The 18,824-nt window shown below is 63.8% G+C and carries 14 protein-coding genes and 2 tRNA genes; 1 reads left to right on the forward strand and 15 read right to left on the reverse strand.

Annotation, left to right across the window (positions count from 1 at the left end; genetic code table 11):
* Window positions 1–89: 89 nt before the first annotated feature.
* The 13 genes from RCH07_RS00560 to RCH07_RS00620 form a co-directional block, all read right to left on the reverse strand.
* Window positions 90–3,593, reverse strand: a complete 3,504-nt coding sequence (locus RCH07_RS00560; RefSeq protein ID WP_326965514.1) for a glycosyltransferase — start codon at window positions 3,591–3,593, stop codon at window positions 90–92.
* Window positions 3,590–4,321, reverse strand: coding sequence for a hypothetical protein (locus RCH07_RS00565; RefSeq protein WP_326965515.1), 732 nt, complete (start codon window positions 4,319–4,321; stop codon window positions 3,590–3,592). Before RCH07_RS00565 ends, RCH07_RS00560 begins: the two co-directional genes overlap by 4 nt.
* Window positions 4,322–4,529: 208 nt before the next feature.
* Window positions 4,530–6,143, reverse strand: coding sequence for a GTPase (locus tag RCH07_RS00570; protein WP_326965516.1), 1,614 nt, complete (start codon window positions 6,141–6,143; stop codon window positions 4,530–4,532).
* Entirely contained in the window at window positions 6,140–7,885 is a 1,746-nt protein-coding gene (locus RCH07_RS00575) for a dynamin family protein (protein ID WP_326965517.1), read from the reverse strand. Before RCH07_RS00575 ends, RCH07_RS00570 begins: the two co-directional genes overlap by 4 nt.
* Window positions 7,886–8,009: 124 nt before the next feature.
* Window positions 8,010–8,082 (reverse strand) — tRNA-Glu (locus RCH07_RS00580).
* Window positions 8,083–8,146: 64 nt separating this feature from the next.
* Window positions 8,147–8,218 (reverse strand) — tRNA-Gln (locus RCH07_RS00585).
* Between the two features lie 306 nt (window positions 8,219–8,524).
* Window positions 8,525–9,289, reverse strand: a complete 765-nt coding sequence (locus tag RCH07_RS00590) for an HAD family hydrolase (protein ID WP_326965518.1) — start codon at window positions 9,287–9,289, stop codon at window positions 8,525–8,527.
* Window positions 9,289–10,833, reverse strand: a complete 1,545-nt coding sequence (gene gltX / locus RCH07_RS00595; protein ID WP_326965519.1) for a glutamate--tRNA ligase — start codon at window positions 10,831–10,833, stop codon at window positions 9,289–9,291. The genes RCH07_RS00590 and gltX overlap by 1 nt, the downstream gene beginning before the upstream one ends.
* Before the next feature lie 35 nt (window positions 10,834–10,868).
* Complete coding sequence (locus RCH07_RS00600) at window positions 10,869–11,102, reverse strand: hypothetical protein (RefSeq protein WP_326965520.1); 234 nt, start codon at window positions 11,100–11,102, stop codon at window positions 10,869–10,871.
* Between the two features lie 22 nt (window positions 11,103–11,124).
* Window positions 11,125–11,901 carry a fumarylacetoacetate hydrolase family protein gene (locus RCH07_RS00605; protein ID WP_326965521.1) on the reverse strand — a complete coding sequence of 259 codons (777 nt, stop codon included), beginning with the start codon at window positions 11,899–11,901 and terminating at the stop codon, window positions 11,125–11,127.
* 32 nt (window positions 11,902–11,933) lie between these two features.
* Window positions 11,934–12,725, reverse strand: a complete 792-nt coding sequence (locus RCH07_RS00610) for an MBL fold metallo-hydrolase (RefSeq protein ID WP_326965522.1) — start codon at window positions 12,723–12,725, stop codon at window positions 11,934–11,936.
* Window positions 12,726–12,788: 63 nt separating this feature from the next.
* Window positions 12,789–14,120, reverse strand: coding sequence for a polysaccharide deacetylase family protein (locus tag RCH07_RS00615; protein WP_326965523.1), 1,332 nt, complete (start codon window positions 14,118–14,120; stop codon window positions 12,789–12,791).
* A 177-nt stretch (window positions 14,121–14,297) separates the two neighbouring features.
* Entirely contained in the window at window positions 14,298–14,693 is a 396-nt protein-coding gene (locus RCH07_RS00620) for a MerR family transcriptional regulator (RefSeq protein ID WP_326965524.1), read from the reverse strand.
* A gap of 179 nt (window positions 14,694–14,872) precedes the next feature.
* On the opposite strand from RCH07_RS00620, the gene RCH07_RS00625 reads away from it, so the two are divergent.
* Window positions 14,873–16,396, forward strand: a complete 1,524-nt coding sequence (locus RCH07_RS00625) for a SulP family inorganic anion transporter (protein WP_326965525.1) — start codon at window positions 14,873–14,875, stop codon at window positions 16,394–16,396.
* Between the two features lie 69 nt (window positions 16,397–16,465).
* On the opposite strand, the gene RCH07_RS00630 is transcribed toward RCH07_RS00625, so the two are convergent.
* Window positions 16,466–17,578 (reverse strand): branched-chain amino acid aminotransferase, encoded by a 1,113-nt coding sequence (locus RCH07_RS00630; protein WP_326965526.1) that lies wholly within the window; start codon window positions 17,576–17,578, stop codon window positions 16,466–16,468.
* 128 nt (window positions 17,579–17,706) lie between these two features.
* Window positions 17,707–18,759: a 3-isopropylmalate dehydrogenase gene (locus tag RCH07_RS00635; RefSeq protein ID WP_326965527.1), complete on the reverse strand. Its 1,053-nt coding sequence runs from the start codon at window positions 18,757–18,759 to the stop codon at window positions 17,707–17,709.
* Window positions 18,760–18,824: the final 65 nt, after the last annotated feature.

Below are 18,824 nucleotides of genomic sequence, written 5' to 3' on the forward strand. Positions count from 1 at the left end.
CGTCCCCAACCTCCATTCAGACTAAGGCAAGGTCAAAGATCGCTTACAAAATTCTTAAGAGACCTTACCCGGTCAGTGGCTGGCCAAGATCAATTCATCATGTTCAATTCGGCCCCGATCGTCTGTGCATACGCACTTTGACGCCTGACGCGCCTCGCCGCGGCGGCAGACATGTTCACGAAATCAGTCGGGTTCCGTATGATCTCCGCTATCCCTGCTGCCATCCCCGCGGCATCTTCTCCCGCCGCAAGAATTCCACATGACTTGTCAACAAATTCAGGAATCGCGGTAACAGCAGTCGTAACCGGAACGAGCCCCGAGGACATGGCCTCATCTCTAGAGACGCCCTGGGAATCCATTCGCGTGGGAGTGATGAACAGTCCATAATTCTTATGTATGGAAGTAATTTCAGATCTTGACAGGAAACGCTGTTCGATCGTAACGTTTTTGAATTCCCTCAGCGGCTCCAAGGTCTGGTCAAATAGGACTCCATCACCGATAATCTTGATGTCAAGCTTGTCAAAAAAATCCTCGTTACTGAGCAGCAATATTGATTCGACCGTAAGGTCATTCGCGTATTTTCTTGACGCGAAGGGGCGAATGCTCAACAAATTGAATCGGTGTTCTGGCGACTTCTCGACATAGTTAAACAATTCAGTGTCAATGTAATTGTGCACAATTGAGAACCGACTTGCGGGAAGAGTAATTCCCACATCCTCCATAACCTCTTCGGCAAAGTACTGTGAAACGAATACAAAATGGACGTTAGGGTGCACGTCAACAAACACCGTTCGCCACAGCGACATCCGAACTTCACTAGCCGATTTGGCGTCAGAACGTTCAGCTTCGCTGGAGTAATTGAAGTCGCGCCTGTACCACGGCTGGACCTCCGCACCGTGGATCCAGATTGTTACACGACCCGATTTGGAATAATCAGAGACAACCGGCCACATCTCGGCATCCAAGAAGTGAACGAGGACGTGGTCCACTGCCTGCTGGCCCAAGAACCGACGCAAGTCAGCAGCGCTCCCAACGTGCACATCAACACCTTCGAACTCGTACGAGTGAGGGTTGGCCCGGGGGTTTAGACAGAAGACCTCACAATGGACGCCGGCGTCCTCGTAACCCTTGACGCGGCTATGGATGAATCCGTTGCGGTACAAAGCGGAGGCCGAGGGATAGACGTTGGTCAAAATCAATTTCTTGGGCCGAATGAGCTGCGGGGCAGTATGCGCCGGCGCTTCGACTGTCTCTAGCGCAATGCCTCGTAGGGTACAAGTGCCGCTGCCCTGGGCACGGAGTCCGAAGAGGACGCTGGAAGCATCCTCCGGTATCGCCACTTCGTGATTTTGTCCGGGGTTGAGTACAACGTGACTCATGCGATTCGCGGCCGAGTCAAAAAAGACGACAACGACCGACAGTTTAAGGCCCGCTGACGCGATCGGATGGATGGTCAGAGTGCCACCGTCGTCAGGAAGTAGGTCTCGGGGTATCCGCTCCCCGGCGTAGACATACGAATGTTTGGATGCCTGCAAATCAGACCGGATCTGGAGCCCAGCATCCTGGGTCTCCAGTTTCAGATGTTCGCTCCTGGATCTCCCGCTAAACAGCTTTGCCAACTCCTCCCCCAGCAGGCCCTGAGTAGGTGTGCCCTTCTCGCGCGTCGGAACAATCGCCTCCGCAGCGCGTTGGATCGATTTCATAGACCTACCTGCGTCGTAGTGGGAGCCGTCGTCAAAGACTGCTCCACCTGAGGGAGATTCTCGCCGGTAATTGAACCTGTCGATGACCAAGACCTTGTCCCCTGCAAACACAGTACTATCGCAGTCTTCCAGCCATGCCATCAAGCTGATCTTGCCCAAGGCCGCCGTCCTGCAAACGCTGGACCTGATGGGAGTTGAGGTCTTCCATATGTATTCGAGCGTCCGGTCATGCGTGGCTTCGTCAGACTGTTCCGACTTGCCCACGACTTCGGCATCGCTATAAAGAAACGCCAGTGCCAGATCGGTGATGTAGTCAGGACCGTAGGCATCGTCGGCACTTAGAAAAGCGACCGCATCTTCGGTCAACTCATACCCGTGTAAATACTCTGCGTCCGATTCCCGGAGGACGTCGACGCCTTGGCTGGCCAGGATCCCCCGAGTGTCAACATCAGGTCCCACAACTAGCGTTAGGCGCTTGTTCAGCCACGACTGGTTTTGAAAGACTTCTAGGAGTTGCTTCGTAGTCTCGGTGTCGCCCGCGTGACCGACAATTCTTACCCATGGAAGCTGTCGTTTTACCGAGCCGCCCCAAATCTTCTCAGCCACATATTCCAGGCGGTTGGCGGTTGTGTGCTCGGACAACACTTTCCTGAGCGCCAACAGGCGCTTGTACGCCGCTAGGACCGATGTCTTGGAAGCATCAGCAGGGTCCAGTAGTGATCTGACTTGCCGCTGAATCTCGTTGACATCATCGCTAGAAACAACCAGATCTCCAAACATAAGGCGGAGCCCGCGCGAGTAGTTGCTCACGACATGAGTGTTTGAAACCATGAGGTCAAGGGCCCGCCTCGCGTACATGGTTTGCGACTGCTTCACAGAATTCAGGTTGATCCCAAACTCAAAGCCTTTGTATGATTTTTCAACCTCCGAAAAGGGCAGATTGCCCTGAATAAGAGGTCCATATTTTTCAGGGAACACAAAGGCCGGGTCAGTACCCCCGAACCGCCTGTCGAATATTACAGTGTCACCGATCTCACTCGTGGCATCGATGATCGATTCAAAGTTTTGCTGACGTTCTGGGTACCGGGCGTAATACGTACCTGCAAAGCTGAATCCAGGAAGTCTTGGAAGCGTCTGAACCGGGCTGTGAAGTTTCGGTTCACCAAAAAAAGGAAGTACGAAAGCACTATCATGGCCAAATTTGCTTTTATAATTTTCGATACTGTCAAAGTCAGTGGTAAATATAAAATCGAAAATCGAAGCACTACTTACGAATGAATTGAAGTGGACGGGATCTTCCTTGTTCCAAAACACCGTTGGTATGGAACGTTCCTTACACCAGGAAACCAGTTCAATTAGCTCAGGAGACAGATGGTTAATCTTCCCTCGCCAGGCCCCTCCGTTTCCTTCCCACGCTGATTCAACCAGAAGTAGATTCGGACGTGCCGCTGCAATGTCTGCTTTCCAGTTTTCCAAAGACAATGGAAAGAGGCTGCACGCCTTAGTAAAGGCGTGAGTTGTGAACTCGTCCATAATTACTGCTACTCGAAGACTTGAAACGTCCCGGGTTTCGGGCATCCTCCAAGATCTAGCGACAGACCCCACACCGCCTTTGGAGTCTTCGTTTTGGGACTTGTGGGCTAGATCGAGCCGATTCCGCAGGATAGTCAGTGACCTCAGAAGCGCGTCTCTGTCCTCACGGAGGGATGCGAGAGTTCGATCTCGCCCTATCGCGGTCCGCTCCAATAGTTCTTCAACTTCCTCGAGCCTGAACTCAAGGTTACTTTTATCCTGCTGAAGGTCTCGAATATCCATTAGCAGGATGGAATTTCGCTCCGACGCAGCAATCTCTGAGTATGCGTTGTCGGGACCATTTTCTGCCAGACTCATTTTTTCATTTCTCCAGAAATCGTTTGTGTCTCCTGATAGATCATTCTAGGCAGGCGCCACATTAGAGCAAACGCAGAAAGCGGATGCTTCAACGAAGATGTGATCAGTCTGCCAATTCTCATAGAGCTTGACTGCTGCAGGTTCGAGATTTTGGAACGCTCGTTGGCGAGGACCGCCAACGCAGTATCCAGGCGTCGAGCTTTATCGCGCCCAAAGGACTCCTTCCTTACCAGGGTCCTACTGTAAGATGCGGTCTCATTCTTCAGCCGGAGGATTTCCACTTCGAGTCTTCCCTCGGCTGCCTCCAGTTCGGCGACCTTCAGCAACAGCCTCGTGTTGAGAGTGGAATATTCCTCTTGCTGCCGGTCAGAAGTCGCTTTTGCCGTCAGCGAAATGGTCTCAAGATCTAAAATGATCCGCTGGAGATGATCTTGCTCGGCACCGTGGATTGCGAGTTGAATGTTTGAGCGTTTCTCTTCGTCGTCACGGAAAGCTTCAAAAGTATCTTTGATCCTTACGTTGTCAGCCCGAACGTACTGAAGCTCCTTGCGTGCCTTCATTTCTCTGAGCTTGGAGAGCTCTAACTGCGCCAAGAGTGCCCGTTCAGTACCCACTGGTCGAGGCGCGGAATCCACTACAGAGCTTCGGCCGCAGTGTTCAACGCTATTTGGTTCCGCGGCAACCGAATCGGAGTCGAGGTGGTTCTTCATATATTCCTTTTTCAGCATATTCGCCGGTTACCACCAGAGCCGACGACAGCGTCGCACCAGGGACCCAGCCCAGTTACGGAGGAGTATCCATATAACAAGGGGTCGATGACTTCATACAGAGTATCGGAAATCAGCGGCACTGACACCGCCGCAACGTTCCACGAGCCTCTCCTGCAGGTGACTGATGGGCACTGCCCGTGCAGTCTCTATAAGTCTCGGACTTGACCTAGCGCGCCGCCCACAGTGCCTTGTTGAAAGACGCCAGCCGGCTGACCTCGAGCTCCACCGGCTGTACCACCAGCTCCGCCGCCACGGCAGCGACCGCGGACTTGAGGCGTTTCCGGGCCGCCGCTCCCCGAGCCCTGGCCGCCGCGCCCGAGATGAACTTCGCCGCGATCGCCAACACGATGCCCAGCAAGGCTCCCCCGGCGATCATCACGGTCGGAACAGGCCAGCCCTGCACCAGCGGCACCTCCGGGAGGGGTAACTGCAGATACCCGAGGGCTGCCAGCACACCGAGCCAGGCGAATCCGCCGAATGCCGTCAGCAGCGCAAGCCACTGGACGACATTGAACGCCGTCCACCACCAGGACGTCCGGCCGGCCTTCAGCTCCGTGGAGGCGATGGCCTGGTCCAGGGCATCGGGAAGCTGCTCCCGGCCCTCGCGGGCGGCCCCGCGGATGACCGCACGCCACGGCCCCGGGGCGCCGTCGGACGCCGCATCCGCAAACTCCCGGACGGCGGCGTCGGTCCGGGCCCGTTCCGGTGCCCCGGCAGGCGGGAGCGACGTGCGGTTCAGCTCCGGCCGGGCGCCCTCACGGCGCAGGTTCAGGCGCCGCAGAGGATCGGGGCGAAACCGGACCAGCCAGCGCGTGACGGGCCAGCCTGTGCGGCGGGTCGCCTCAAGCCGGTAGGACCGGACGACGGCCTCCACCACGAGCGGGACGTTGGCCGCGACGGCCAGTTCCTCGGCCAGCCGGGCCTTGGGCGCTGCATTGACCCCGGCCGCCTGGCCCGCTCCGGAAGCATCAGCGAGCCGGGCCGAGGCCCGGGTGACATCCGCAGCCAGGCGCTGTGAGAGGGCCTGCCGCTGCAGGGCCACCAGGCGGATGGCGGCCCGGACCTTCTCCACTCCGGTTCCCACGACCGCGGAGGCACCTATGACCTGCACCTTGCCCAGACCGTCCCGCGCCAGGATGCCCTTGAGCGACTCCAGCACCTGGGGAATGTCCCGGTCCGGGAGCCTGTCGATCTGGTTCAGCACCACCAGGGTGACGGCGCCGTGCGACGCCAGCGGGGTGAGGAAGTCGTTGTGCACGGCGGCGTCGGCGTATTTCTGCGGATCGAGCACCCAGACGAGGACGTCGACGAGTCCCACCATCCGTTCCACGACCTCGCGGTTGGCGGCGCGGGTGGAATCGAAGTCGGGAAGGTCCAATAGGATCAGGCCCGTGCCGTCGTCGGCGAAGCCGGGGACCGGCGTGGCGCGGTGCCGGTTCCGGACCTCCAGCCAGTCCAGCAGTCCTTCGCTGCCCTCGGCTCCCCAGATGCCGGCGAGCGGCTCGGACGTCGTCGGGCGGCGGGCCGCCGCCGTCGCGATTTCCTCGCCGCTGACGGCGTTGAAGAGCGAGGACTTCCCGCTGCCGGTGGCCCCGAAGAAGCCGACGACGGTGTGGTCCGCTGAGAGGGACCGCCGGGAACTCGCCCGGTCCAGCACTTGCAGCACCTCCTCCAGCGCCTCTTCCGGCAGCGCACCGGCGGCGAGCTCTCGGGCCTCGTTCAAGGCTTCGAGCCGGCGGTGCAGTTTTGAGGACTCGCCGGCGGCGCCGTGGCGGCTCATGTGGAGGCCGCCAGCCGGTGCAGCGCAGCGGCATGGCCGGCGAGCACTGCCGGCGGCACCCCGCCGGGGATCTCAAGCCGGGCCAGGAAGCGCTGCTGTTCTGACTGGAGCAACCGCTGGCAGCGGGCGTGGAGATCCTTCCGGGCGGTCTGCGCGAGCCGCCGGACGGCATCCTCGCCGAAGACCGCCTCCAGCAGCCGCTGGCCCGCGACGGCGGTGCCGCCTGCAACGCCGATCTCCAGCCCGGTCAGTCCGGCGGTCATGGAGAACACCACGATCATGAGGGCGGCGCCAAGGCCGTTGATGCCGAAGGAAAGCCAGCGGGCCCGGGTGCGCTTGCCCTGGCCCTCGGTACGGATGAGTTCCATCAGGCTCCCCTGCCAGGCCCTGATCTCGGCAGCAGCGTTCCCTCCGAAGCCGTCGGAGGTTCCGGAGAGGTCGTCGCTGCCCAGCAGTTGGCGGCCCGCAGGATCCGAGCGCCACCGCTGGTCCGCATCTTCCGCGGCATTGGCCGCTTCATCGATGATGACGGCCTGCAGCCCGGTTTCAATCGCCGTCTCGACCCTGACCGCGGGGGCCGGTTCGCCGCGGAAAAAGGCACCCGCCCGGTCCCGGAACCGTCCGATGTTCTGTTCCATGGCCCGGAAGAATTCGCCCGTGCCCACGAAGTCCTGCCAGCGGGCCAGCACCTCACCGCGCAGCAGCGCACCGTCGCGGGTGGCTTCCAGGATCCTGTCCACGGCGGACTGATAGGCATCCTGCACGTCTGCGGCGAGGGTCGACGCCGAGCGCTGCTGGGCCGACGCCGCCAGCACCACGGCCTCCACTCTGCTGCCGAGTGCCCTGACGGTGCCGTTAAGGGTCCGCCGGGCGATCCCCGCGCGCCCGGCGGCGTCGGCGGCGAGTTCCTGCAACCACAGCCGCAGCGGCTCCACGGCGGCGGACGGAAGCATCCCCATTCCGTCCAGGGCCACCTCCGGCACCACGAACAGCCGGGCCGCCCCCAGGCCTTCCCGGCTGAGCATGGACTGCAGGTCAGCGCTGACCTCGGCCTCGGCGGCGGGCGGGACCCGGTCCAGCACCACGGCCACCATGATGTCCCGCGACGCTGCGTCCAGCAGCAGCCGCCAGGGGACGGCGTCGGCATAGCGGTTTGCCGTGGTGACGAAGATCCACAGATCGGCTGCGGCAAGGAGCTGTCCCGCGAGTTGGCGGTTGGCTTCGGAGACGGAGTCGACGTCGGGAGCGTCCAGCAGGGCGATTCCCGGTGGCACGGCGGGCTCGGCGGCCAGCACCAGCGAGGAGACCGCGGCGGGATCGGGCGTAGGCCCGGCTTGGCTGGCAGGCAGGGGGTCCCTGAGCACTGTGCCGCGGATCCGGCTCAGGCTTGGGAGGACCCGCTGGTCCTCGAACCAGCGCGCATCGGACGGGTGGTGCAACAGGATGGGCTGGCGCGTGGTGGGCCGGATGGCCCCGGCACGGGTGACGGCGTGGCCCACGAGGCCGTTGACCAGGGTGGATTTTCCGGCGCCGGTTGAGCCTCCCACCACCGCGAGCAGGGGCGCATCAAGACTGCGGTAGCGCGGCAGGATGTAGTCGTCCAGCTGGGCCAGGGCGTTGCGGATGTCCAGCCGAGCCTCGTCCGAGCCGGGCAGGGCGAGGAAAAGGTCGGTTGCTGCGAGGTCGCGGTGGACCGCTTCCAGCAGTGCGACGGCCTGGCGGGAGGTTTCGTCTGAGCTCACAGCATCATCATGCCAGTTCAGCGCACTATGCCTACGACCCTGATCTACTCAATTGTTCCAGTCATGGACCTGCACGGGGCAACGAAAAACGGCCCCGGGCTGATGCCCGGGACCGCTTTAGCTGTGACCCCAGCGGGATTCGAACCCGCGTTACCGCCGTGAGAGGGCAGCGTACTAGGCCGCTATACGATGGGGCCGCGTACTCTCCAGAACAGCATCACTGCCATTCGCGCTGAGTGATTATTTCATATACTCAGCAAGCTGGGATACCAGGACTCGAACCTAGAATGACGGTACCAGAAACCGTAGTGTTGCCAATTACACCATATCCCAAAGGAACTTTCGGACCGGATCCGTAGGTCTAAACCCGCGCTCCCGGCGCCTCAGCACGAGTAATGACTTTACCCGAGAGTTTCCGCTTGCACAAATCGAATCGCTCAGCCCCCGGATGAGCGCGCCCAGTCGCCCGCGGCGGGCCAACGATGCTCTACGGGCTGAAATTCCCCGCGAATCCACCACTGCGGGCCGGTCCTCAGCCGGACAGCGCTGGGTTGACTCCCTCCCCCGCGGCCGAGCCGGCAGTTTTGGGCGCCAATGATTGGCGTTAACTGCATCACAGCCGCGGGGTGCACCCTGCAGTCAGGCCAGCAGCTCCAGCAGCTCCAGCAGCTCCAGCAGGGAGCCGACCTCGCGTCCGGCGAAGTCCTGAGCCGGCTCCCCGCCGCGGTTCAGCCAGACGCCCAGCAGGCCGGCCGCCGTCGAACCTTCAGCATCCAGCAACCGGTTGTCCCCCACATACAGCGTTTCGCCGGCGCCGGTGCCGAGGCGCCGGACGCCCTCAAGGTAGATGGCGGGATCCGGCTTCGCGGCGCCCACGGTGTCCGTGCCCACCAGAACGGCAATGCGTTCCAGGCCAGCCGCGTCCAGCTTGACCCGCTGGTAGTCGTGGACGTTGTTGCTCACGGCACCGAAGGGGATCCCGGCGGAGTCCAGGGCGTCCAGCACCGGGGTGACGTCGTCGAAGGCGCGGATGTAGCCGTGCTGCCGGCTGGCGTAGGAACTCACCCAGTGGTGGGCCTGCTCGCCCTCCTCCAACTCCACACCGAAGTGCCCCAGGGCAGCCCGGCCGCGGAGCAGGCGCTGCTCGTTGAAGCTCAATTCACCGGTGAGGTAGCGGTCGTAGAAGTGCGTGGTCTCGCGGGTGAAGATCCGCCCGAACTTCTCCCACCCGGCCGCATCCAGACCGGGCAGGAGGTGTTCGCTGACGTCACGCAGGGCCGCCGTCATGGCGAATTCGAGGTCCACCAGGGTGTCGTCGATGTCGAACAGGACGCCGCGGATCCCGCCCAGGCTAGTGGCCAGGGCGCTAGTTTGGGTGCCGGTCCGGGTCCGGGGTGTGCTCATCAGCCGCGGAAGCCGCGCAGCCGGGCCAGGGACGAATCCTTGCCCAGGATGACCATGGATTCGAACAACGGCGGGGAGATCCGGCGGCCGGAGATGGCCGTGCGGACCGGGCCGAAGGCCAGCCGAGGCTTCACGCCGAGGCCCTCCACGAGGGCCTCCTTCAAGGCGGCCTGGATGTTCTCCGCGGTCCAGTCCGCAAGGGGTTCCAGCGCCGCGAGGGCGGCGTCGAGGATCTCGGTGAGGTTCTCGGGGAGCCCCTTGCGGGCGTCGGCGGCGACGTCGATCGCGTCGTCGTTCTTAAACAGGAAGGCGAGCATCTCGGGTGCTTCACCCAGCAGCGAGATGCGCTCCTGGATCAGGGGTGCCGCCTCGGCCAGGATCTCGTCCTCCCGCTTGGTGAGGGTCCCCCCCACAAAACCGGCTGTGCGCAGGTACGGGACGAGCCGGGTGCGGAAATCCTCAGCGTCGAGCATCCGGATGTGGGTACCGTTGATCGCCTCGGCCTTCTTGATGTCGAAGCGCGCCGGGTTGGCGAGCACGTCGTTGACATCGAAATTCTCGATCATCTGGTCCACCGTGAAAATGTCCTCGTCGGCGGAGAGGCTCCAGCCCAGCAGCGAGAGGTAGTTCAGCAGTCCTTCGGGGATGAAGCCGCGGTCCCGGAGCAGGAACAGGTTGGACTCGGGATCGCGCTTGGAGAGCTTCTTGTTGCCCTCGCCCATCACGTAGGGCAGGTGGGCGAACACGGGCATGTAGCTGGCGACGCCGATCTCCATCAGAGCGCGGATAAGCACCACCTGGCGCGGGGTAGAGGAGAGCAGGTCCTCGCCGCGGAGCACGTGCGTGATGCCCATCAGGGCGTCGTCCACCGGATTGACCAGGGTGTAGAGCGGGGAGCCGTCGGCGCGGACAATCACGTAGTCCGGGATACTGCCGGCCTTGAAGGTGATCTCGCCGCGGACCATGTCAGTGAAGGTGACGTCCTCGGCGGGCATCCGCACCCGGAGCACCGGCTGGCGGCCCTCGGCCTTGAACGCGGCCAGCTGCTCATCGGACAGCTCGCGGTCGAAGTTGTCGTAGCCGAGCTTGGGGTCCCGGCCCGCGGCGCGGTGACGGGCCTCGACCTCCGCCGGGGAGGAGTAGCACTCGTAGGCGTAGCCGGTCTCCATGAGCTTGGCGACGACATCCTTGTACAGGTCCAGGCGCTGCGACTGCCGGTACGGGGCGTGCGGGCCGCCGACTTCCACGCCCTCTTCCCAGCTGATGCCGAGCCATTTGAGGGCCTCCAGCAGCTGCTGGTAGCTCTCCTCCGAGTCGCGCGCTGCGTCCGTGTCCTCGATGCGGAACACGAAGGTGCCCTTGGTGTGCCGGGCGTGCGCCCAGTTGAAGAGGGCCGTGCGGATCAGGCCGACGTGCGGCGTGCCGGTGGGCGACGGGCAGAACCGGACCCGGACCGGGGTGCCGGCGGTGACTTCGGTGGTCACTTCCCTGGTCGCGCTGGGGGCGGGGCTGGAGACGGCGTCGGGCGCAGAAGGAGTAGTCATAGTGGTACCAACTTTACCGCTTGGTGCCGGGCACTTTACCGCCTGGCGCCGCGCGCGGCCCGCGGGCGGGCCAGCGCCCGCACCAGGTAGTACCCGGCCAGCGCGAGGCCCGCCCCGAGGAAGGCCAGCGCGAGCCAGAGCGGGCCGTCCAGCCAGTGGACGGCGCGTGCGGCCATCGAAAACGTGCCGACGGACCCCAAGGCGAAGAGCAGGAAGGAACGGCTTCGCCGGGAGCCCTGCCGGGGGCCGCGCCACCAGCCGTTGTTCATGTCCCGTTCCCCCGCGTCCGGCCTAGCGGCGCACCACAGGGTTGGAGAGGCGGCCGATGCCCTCGATCTCCACCTCGAAGCGGTCGCCGGCCTGGACCAGGCCCACGCCAGCCGGGGTGCCGGTCATGATGACGTCGCCCGGCAGCAGGGTGAAAGCCTGCGAGACGATGGAGACGAGTTCGCGGACGCCGCGGATCATCTGGCTGGTGCTCCCGTCCTGGCGCAGCTCGCCGTTGAGCCGGCCCTGGATCTGCAGGTCCTCAGTGTCGAGTTCGGTCTCGATCCACGGGCCGAGAGGTGCCGAGGTGTCAAAGCCCTTGGCCCTGGCCCACTGCAGGTCCGTTTTCTGGACGTCGCGGGCGGTGAGGTCGTTGCCGCAGGTGTAGCCGAAGATGACGTCGTCGACCCGCTCTTCGGGGACGTCCTTGCAGATCCGGCCGATCACCACACACAGTTCGGCTTCGAAGGACACTTCCTCGGAGAACTCCGGCAGAACGATTGGATCGTTGGGCCCGATCACGGAGGTGTTGGGCTTCAGGAAGAGCAGCGGCTGCTGGGGAATCTCGTGGCCGAGTTCGCGGGCGTGCTCCGCGAAGTTGCGGCCGACGCCGATGATTTTGCTGCGCGGGATGATCGGAGCAAGCAGGCGCACGTCCTCCAGCTTGTGCCTGACGGCGGTTCGTTCAACGCCGTGGAAGAACGGGTCGCCGTTAATGACAGTGACTTCCTCGCTGCCGGGCTCACCGTCAACAATGCCGTAGAGGGGATCAGAATCGACTACAAACCGGGCGATACGCATGGCCCCAAGCGTACCGCCTCCAGCCCGGCCGCTCAGGCAGGGCCGGAGCGCAGGAACTGGAGCTGCGCGGCCACCGAGAGTTCCGCCGCCGGGCGCACCGCAGGATCGACGGCGGCATAGACGAGGTCGGCCACGTCCACGACGCCGGCGTCCCCGCCAAGATCCGCCAGGGCGGCCCGGACCTGGGTCAGCCGTTCCTGCCGGTGGTCGCGGTAGGCGCGGACGATGCTGTCCAGCGCCGGAAGCATGGGGCCGTGCGCCGGGAGGACGGTCGCGGAGCCCAGTGCCTCCAGCCGGTCCAGCGATGCGAAATAGTGACCCAGGGTGCCGTCGGGGTAATCAAGGACAGTGGTGCCCGCGCCCAGGATGGTGTCCCCGGTGAGGACCGAGCCCCGGGGGCCGTCGTCCGGCAAGTGGAAGCAGACCGAATCCGAGGTGTGGCCCGGCGTCGCGAGGACCCTGATTTCCACCCCGGCGGCATGGATGACTTCGCCGTCCGACAGCGGGCTGCCGCCGTGGCAGTGGGCCGGATCGGCGGCTCGGACGGGGGCGCCGGTCAGTTCAGCGAACCTGGGGGCGGCGGCCGTGTGGTCGGCATGCCGGTGGGTGATGAGGATGAGTTCGACGGCGCCGGACCGGGCCAGGTCCTGCAGGTGCGGTTCATCGAGGGGTCCCGGGTCCACCACAACGGTTCCGGCCGCGCCGGGCGCCGAAATCAGATAGGACCTGGTGCCCTGCAGGCTCATCGGACCCGGGTTCGGCGCAAGGCGGAAGCGCGTCAGCTCCGTGCTTCGCACGACGGCGTGGGATTGTTCCGGGATCACAGGTTCATCTTCGCACCGAACCCGTCCAGATGCAGTGCCGTTCCCTCTGTACCGCACCGAGAACTATGCAGCGAGCAAACGGGGTTCCTGCACGTGGAGCTCCCCGCCGGAGAGGGGGGTTATGCGGACGCGGACCCGCGGAGTTCCAGTGAGCGGCAGGATGACGTACTGATGCGCCTGTTGGAATCCCGCCGCCGGAGACAAGGTGATGGTCTTGGCAGCGCTGAATGATGCCTGGTTGGCCGGGTCAAAAACCTCCACTTTGACCCGCACCCCGGTGGTCGAGCGCATCGAGACGCGAAGCTGCCTGGCCGAGCCAGCGTAGGCGCCGACCGGCACGTCTTTGAACAAGGCCAGGGACTGTGAGCCGCGTCGAGCGTAGGTGACTCCTGAGTCTGTGCGCCGGGCCCAGTTGGCCGCTGCCCCGTTCCACCCGTTCCATCCGAGAACGAAGCTTGTACCGGCGGACATAACGTCGTGGCGCGACGACGTTGAAAAGTTTGCCATCATCAGCCCGGTGGTCGTGAGAATTTCCAACCGATCCGCATCGCGTTCGCGGGCGCACCAGGCGAAGAAGCCGTCGATGGCCTGCAAGTCGGTGTCGTCCACAAGACTGGGGTGGTACATAAAGCACACCCCGCGTCCCTGCTTCCGGGCGGCAGCGATAAAGTCCGGCCCGCGGCGTGCGTAGTCTGCGTTTTCGATGCTGACATGCACGTTTCCCATGCTGTCCAGGGGGTTTCCCGTCATGGGCCAGTAGCCCGGCACGTATCCTGTCGACATTGCGTGTTGTTGGGTAATCAGGCGGCCCGCGAGGTACCTCTGGAACGAATATTGGGTTTTGCCGCCAGCAAACCCGAGGTACTGCGTTCCGCCAACTCCTGGCGGAATGAACAACTCCAGGGGAAGTTTGGGCAATGCTGCCGACAGTGCATTGCGTGAGTACACGATTTCTTCCCGAAGGCGCTGGGGTGTGTCCGCGTCGGTGTGGGTGGCTCCGTGATTTGCGATTTCCAGGCCGTTGGCAAGAGCCAGCGCCTGAAGGCGGGGGAACGAAAGGTTTGTGCTGCCGTTGGTCCCGGTCTCAACCCTGAACATCTGCGACATGGCGGCGATGGTGACCGGAATTCCGTACTTCTGGTGGAGAGGAAGGAGCCGGGATTCAAATTTGTTGAGGTGGTGGTCACAGCGGAAGGCGATGGCCGCTTTGCCGCCGGTCCCGATTGCGCCACCGCGCCGGGCCACAAAGGCATCAACGAGCCCGGTGTTCGGCGTAAACGGATAACTTTCGGTTGCGCCGTTGGCGGCGCTAGTGGGCGCCAGGGTGGCCGCGGCACCGAAAGCACCCGCGTACAGAAAGCTCCGGCGACTTAAGGTCTTCGATTGGATCGACATTTCAATTTCCCCAAGGTTTAGCTCGTTATGCCGGTTCCGCAGTGAATTCATTTAGCATAGATCACTCATGTCCCGCCGGCACCTGATCTGAACCGCACCGTCACACAAGCAGCCAGCACTACCACGCCCACGTTGCAGAACCCCGCTTTTAGAGTCCACATCCCCACAGGGCAGCGACTATGGACTTCCGGCCGGTCCGCCGAGCCTCTGGATGAACTCATCGGCCTGGGCCAGGTTCCGGGCCATCTTGGCCCGCTGCTGGACCGCCTTCTCCAGGAATAGCGCCAGGCTGGCTGATCCCGCAGGGACCGCGTCCCCCGGGGCTGCCGGGGCTGCCAGGGCTGCCAGGATCTCAGCCATTTCCTCCAGCGAAAACCCCAGGGGCTTCATCTGTTTGATGACCATAAGCCGCCCGACGTCGTCCTCCGAATAGACCCGAAAGCCGCCGTCCGTGCGTGCCGTGGCCGGCAGGAGCCCCACGTCGTCATAGTGCCGGATGGTCCGCAGGGACAGCCCCGTGCGTTCCGCCAGTTCACCGATGTGCATGGTGATAGCGTTCGCCTTCGCTGTCATCAGTGGCCTCCGTCCCGTTCTCGATTCAAACCCTACCATCACGTTAGGGTAGAGTTTAGCTTTGTGGTGAGACCTTCAAGGGTAATCCCACACTCTTCCGGCGTGTCGCTGCGCCCCCTCACTCTTCAGCAAAACAAAGACGCCAACGCGCGTCTTTTTGACCACGAACGGAGCCAGCAATGGCCGTCAAAACCGCCGGGGATGCCCCCGCCTTCACGCCTGAACAGCTGCAATCCGTCAGGGGTACCCTGATGTCCCCGCGCCGGCTGAAGACCGAAGTCCTGGCCGGACTCGTCGTCGCCCTGGCCCTGATCCCGGAGGCGATCGCTTTCTCGATCATCGCCGGGGTCGACCCGCGGATCGGGCTCTTCGCCTCCTTCACCATGGCGGTCACCATCGCTTTCGTCGGCGGCCGTCCCGCGATGATTTCGGCGGCCACCGGCGCCATAGCCCTGGTGATCGCGCCGCTGGTGAAGTCCCACGGCGTGGACTACTTCATCGCCGCCGTCATCCTCGCTGGCATCTTCCAGATCGTCCTGGGCCTGGCCGGGGTGGCGAAGCTCATGCGGTTCATTCCGCGGTCAGTCATGGTCGGATTCGTCAACGCCCTGGCCATCCTGATCCTCATGTCCCAGGTCCCGGAACTGCTCGGCGTACCGTGGCTGGTCTACCCGCTGACCGCTCTTGGTTTGCTCATCGTGTTCGGGCTGCCGAAGCTGACCAGGGCCGTCCCGGCCCCGCTGGTCGCCATCGTGGCCCTCACCATGATCACCGTGTTCGCCGCCGTCGCTGTCCCCACCGTGGGCGACAAGGGCGACCTCCCTGATTCGCTGCCGTCGCTGATCATCCCGGACGTACCAATCTGTCTCGAGACCCTGCAGATTATTTTCCCCTTTGCGCTGGCGATGGCTTTTGTAGGGCTGCTTGAATCCCTGATGACCGCAAAGCTCGTCGACGACGTCACGGACACCCGCTCCCACAAAACCCGCGAGGCCTGGGGTCAGGGTGTGGCGAACATCGTCACCGGCTTTTTCGGTGGCATGGGCGGCTGCGCGATGATCGGCCAGACCATGATCAACGTCAAAGCCTCCGGCGCCCGCACACGGATCTCCACGTTCCTGGCCGGCGTCTTCCTGCTGGTCCTCGTCGTGGTCCTGGGCGACATTGTCTCCCTGATCCCGATGGCGGCGCTGGTGGCCGTCATGATCTTCGTCTCCGTGGCCACGTTCGACTGGCACAGCATCCGTCCCCGCACCCTGAAGATGATGCCCAGGAGCGAAACCATGGTCATGATCGCCACCGTGACCGTTACCGTGGCCACCCACAACCTGGCGATCGGCGTCGGCGTCGGCGTCCTCGTCGCGATGGTGATGTTCGCCCGCCGGGTGGCGCACTTCGTGACTGTCGAACGCAGCGTGACCACCATCGGCGGCCACGAAACAGCCACCTACGTCGTGGACGGCGAACTGTTCTTCGCCTCCTCCAACGACCTCTACACCGAGTTTGACTACGCCTTGGACCCGGAGCACGTGGTCATCGACATGCACGCCTCGCACCTCTGGGATGCCTCGACGATCGCCGCACTGGACGCCATCACCGAGAAGTACCACCACCACGGCAAGGACGTGTTGATCGTCGGACTCAACGACGCCAGCCTCCTGATGCGCGAACGCCTCGGCGGCAAACTCGGCGCCGGCCACTGACGCGACGGCGGCCCGCACCGGAAGGTGGGGGCCGCCGTCGAACACTGTCTACTACCGAGCGGCGCCCGCTTAGGCGAGGCGGGTCAGCCAGCCGTGGGTGTCCTCGATGGCTCCGGTCTGGATGCCGAGCAGCTGCGCGCGGATGGCCATGGTGGTCTCCCCTGCCTTGGCGTCCTCGGAGCCGATGAACTCGGTGGCGTCCTTGAGCACGCCAATGGGGGTGATGACGGCGGCGGTGCCGCAGGCGAAGACCTCGGCGATATCCCCGGAGGCCACGCCGTCACGCCATTCGGCCAGGGTGATCTTGCGTTCGGTGACCTCTCGGCCCATGTCCTTCGCCACCTGCATCACGGACATCCGGGTAACGCCTTCCAGGATGGTGCCGGTCAGCGCCGGGGTGGCCAGCGAGCCGTCCTTCATCACGAAGAAGACGTTCATGCCGCCGAGTTCTTCCACGGCGTTGTCATTGAACTGGTCCAGGAAGAGGACCTGCTTGCAGCCGTGCTCCTCCGCTTCCATCTGGGCGATCAGTGAGGCGGCGTAGTTGCCGCCGCATTTGGCGGCGCCGGTTCCGCCGCGGCCGGCGCGGGCGTATTCGCGGGAGATCCAGATGGAGATGGGCTTGAGTTCGCCGCCGAAGTAGTTGCCGGCCGGGGAGGCGATGACGCGGAAGGAGACTTCACGGGCGGCGCGGACGCCCAGGAACGCCTCGGTGGCGATCATAAACGGCCGCAGGTAGAGGGCCTCGCCGTCGCCGGAGGGAACCCATTCCTTGTCCGCGGACACGAGTTCGCGGATAGCAGCCAGGAAATATTCTTCCGGGAGTTCGGGGAGAGCCAGGCGGCGGGCGGACTTGTTCAGCCGGGCGGCATTGGCCTCGGGCCGGAAGGTCCAGATGGAGCCGTCGGCATGGCGGTAGGCCTTGAGGCCCTCGAAGATCTCCTGGCCGTAGTGCAGCACCGCGGCGGACGGATCCAGGGAGATGGGTCCGTAGGCTTCAACGCGGGCGTCGTGCCAGCTGCCTTTGCCTGCGGCGTCGACGCTGCAGTCCACGATCGCCGTGTGGTCGGTGAAATAGTTGCCGAACCCCGGGTTCGCCAGGATGGCAGCACGTTCTTCAGCGGACTTCGGGGTTGCCGAGGGCTGCTGGCTGAATTCGACGCCATGGGCAGTCTGAGTCATGGTTCCTCCACGGTAGGCTGCCGGGCGTGTGGACGTGGTTCATCGTGGGACCACGGCAGCATGTTGGTGATTCGAAACAAGCTTACGCCCGTTGCCGCGGCCGTAGGGCGGGGCCCATGGGGCGGCGCCTACAGGGCCGCGGCGATGGCGTCGCCGATCGCGCTGGTGCTGCGCACCGCAGTGCCGCGGCCCGCGATGTCGGCGACGACGGCAGCCTCGATCTTCCGCGCGGCGCCGGTGTAGCCGAGGTGCTCCAGCAGCAGTGCGGCGGACAGGATGGCGGCCGTGGGATCCGCCTTCTGCTGGCCGGCGATGTCCGGGGCGGAACCGTGGACAGGCTCGAACATGGACGGCGCGGTCCGTTCCATGTTGAGGTTGCCGGATGCGGCGAGGCCGATGCCCCCCGTGACGGCCGCGGCGAGGTCGGTGATGATGTCGCCGAAGAGGTTATCGGTGACGATCACGTCGAAGCGGGCCGGGTCCGTGACCATAAAGATCGTGGCGGCGTCGATGTGCAGGTAGTCGTGGGTGACCCCGGGGAACTCCTGTGCCACGGCCTCGACGGTGCGCTTCCAGAGGTGGCCGGCAAACACCAGCACATTGTGCTTGTGAACGAGGGTCAGCTTCTTGCGCGGCCGGTCGTTGGCGCGGCGGAACGCATCGCGGACGACGCGCTCCACGCCGTGGGCGGTGTTCAGCGAGACCTCGGTGGCGACCTCGTGCGGGGTGCCGGCCCGCAGCGTGCCACCGTTGCCCACATAGGGACCCTCGGTACCCTCGCGGACCACGACGAAATCGATGTTGCCAGGGTTGGCGAGCGGGCTGCTGACTCCCGGGTAGAGGCGGGAAGGCCGCAGGTTAACGGCGTGGTCCAGGCTGAAGCGGAGCTTGAGCAGCAGTTCGCGTTCGATGATGCCGGAAGGGATCCGGGTATCGCCCGGGGCCGCCCCCACCGCGCCGAAGAGGATGGCGTCGCGGGTGCGGAGATCCGCGAGGGTCTCCTCGGGCAGGGTCTCCCCCGTTTCGAGCCAGTGCTGCGCGCCGAGTGTGTAGTGCGTCTGCTGCAGCGCGATGCCTTCCGCCGCGGCCGCCTTCGCCAGGACCTTGAGCGCTTCGGCGGTGACTTCGGGGCCAATGCCGTCGCCGGGGATAACGGCCAGATCAATCGTGGATGCGCTCATGTTTTCAGCGTAGCCAAGTCATCCACATGCTGGTCAAGTCGTCTCACCATTCGAACGCTCCCTTC

Source organism: Arthrobacter sp. CG_A4 (assembly GCF_035985125.1).
In the GTDB taxonomy this organism is placed as follows: Bacteria; Actinomycetota; Actinomycetes; order Actinomycetales; family Micrococcaceae; genus Arthrobacter.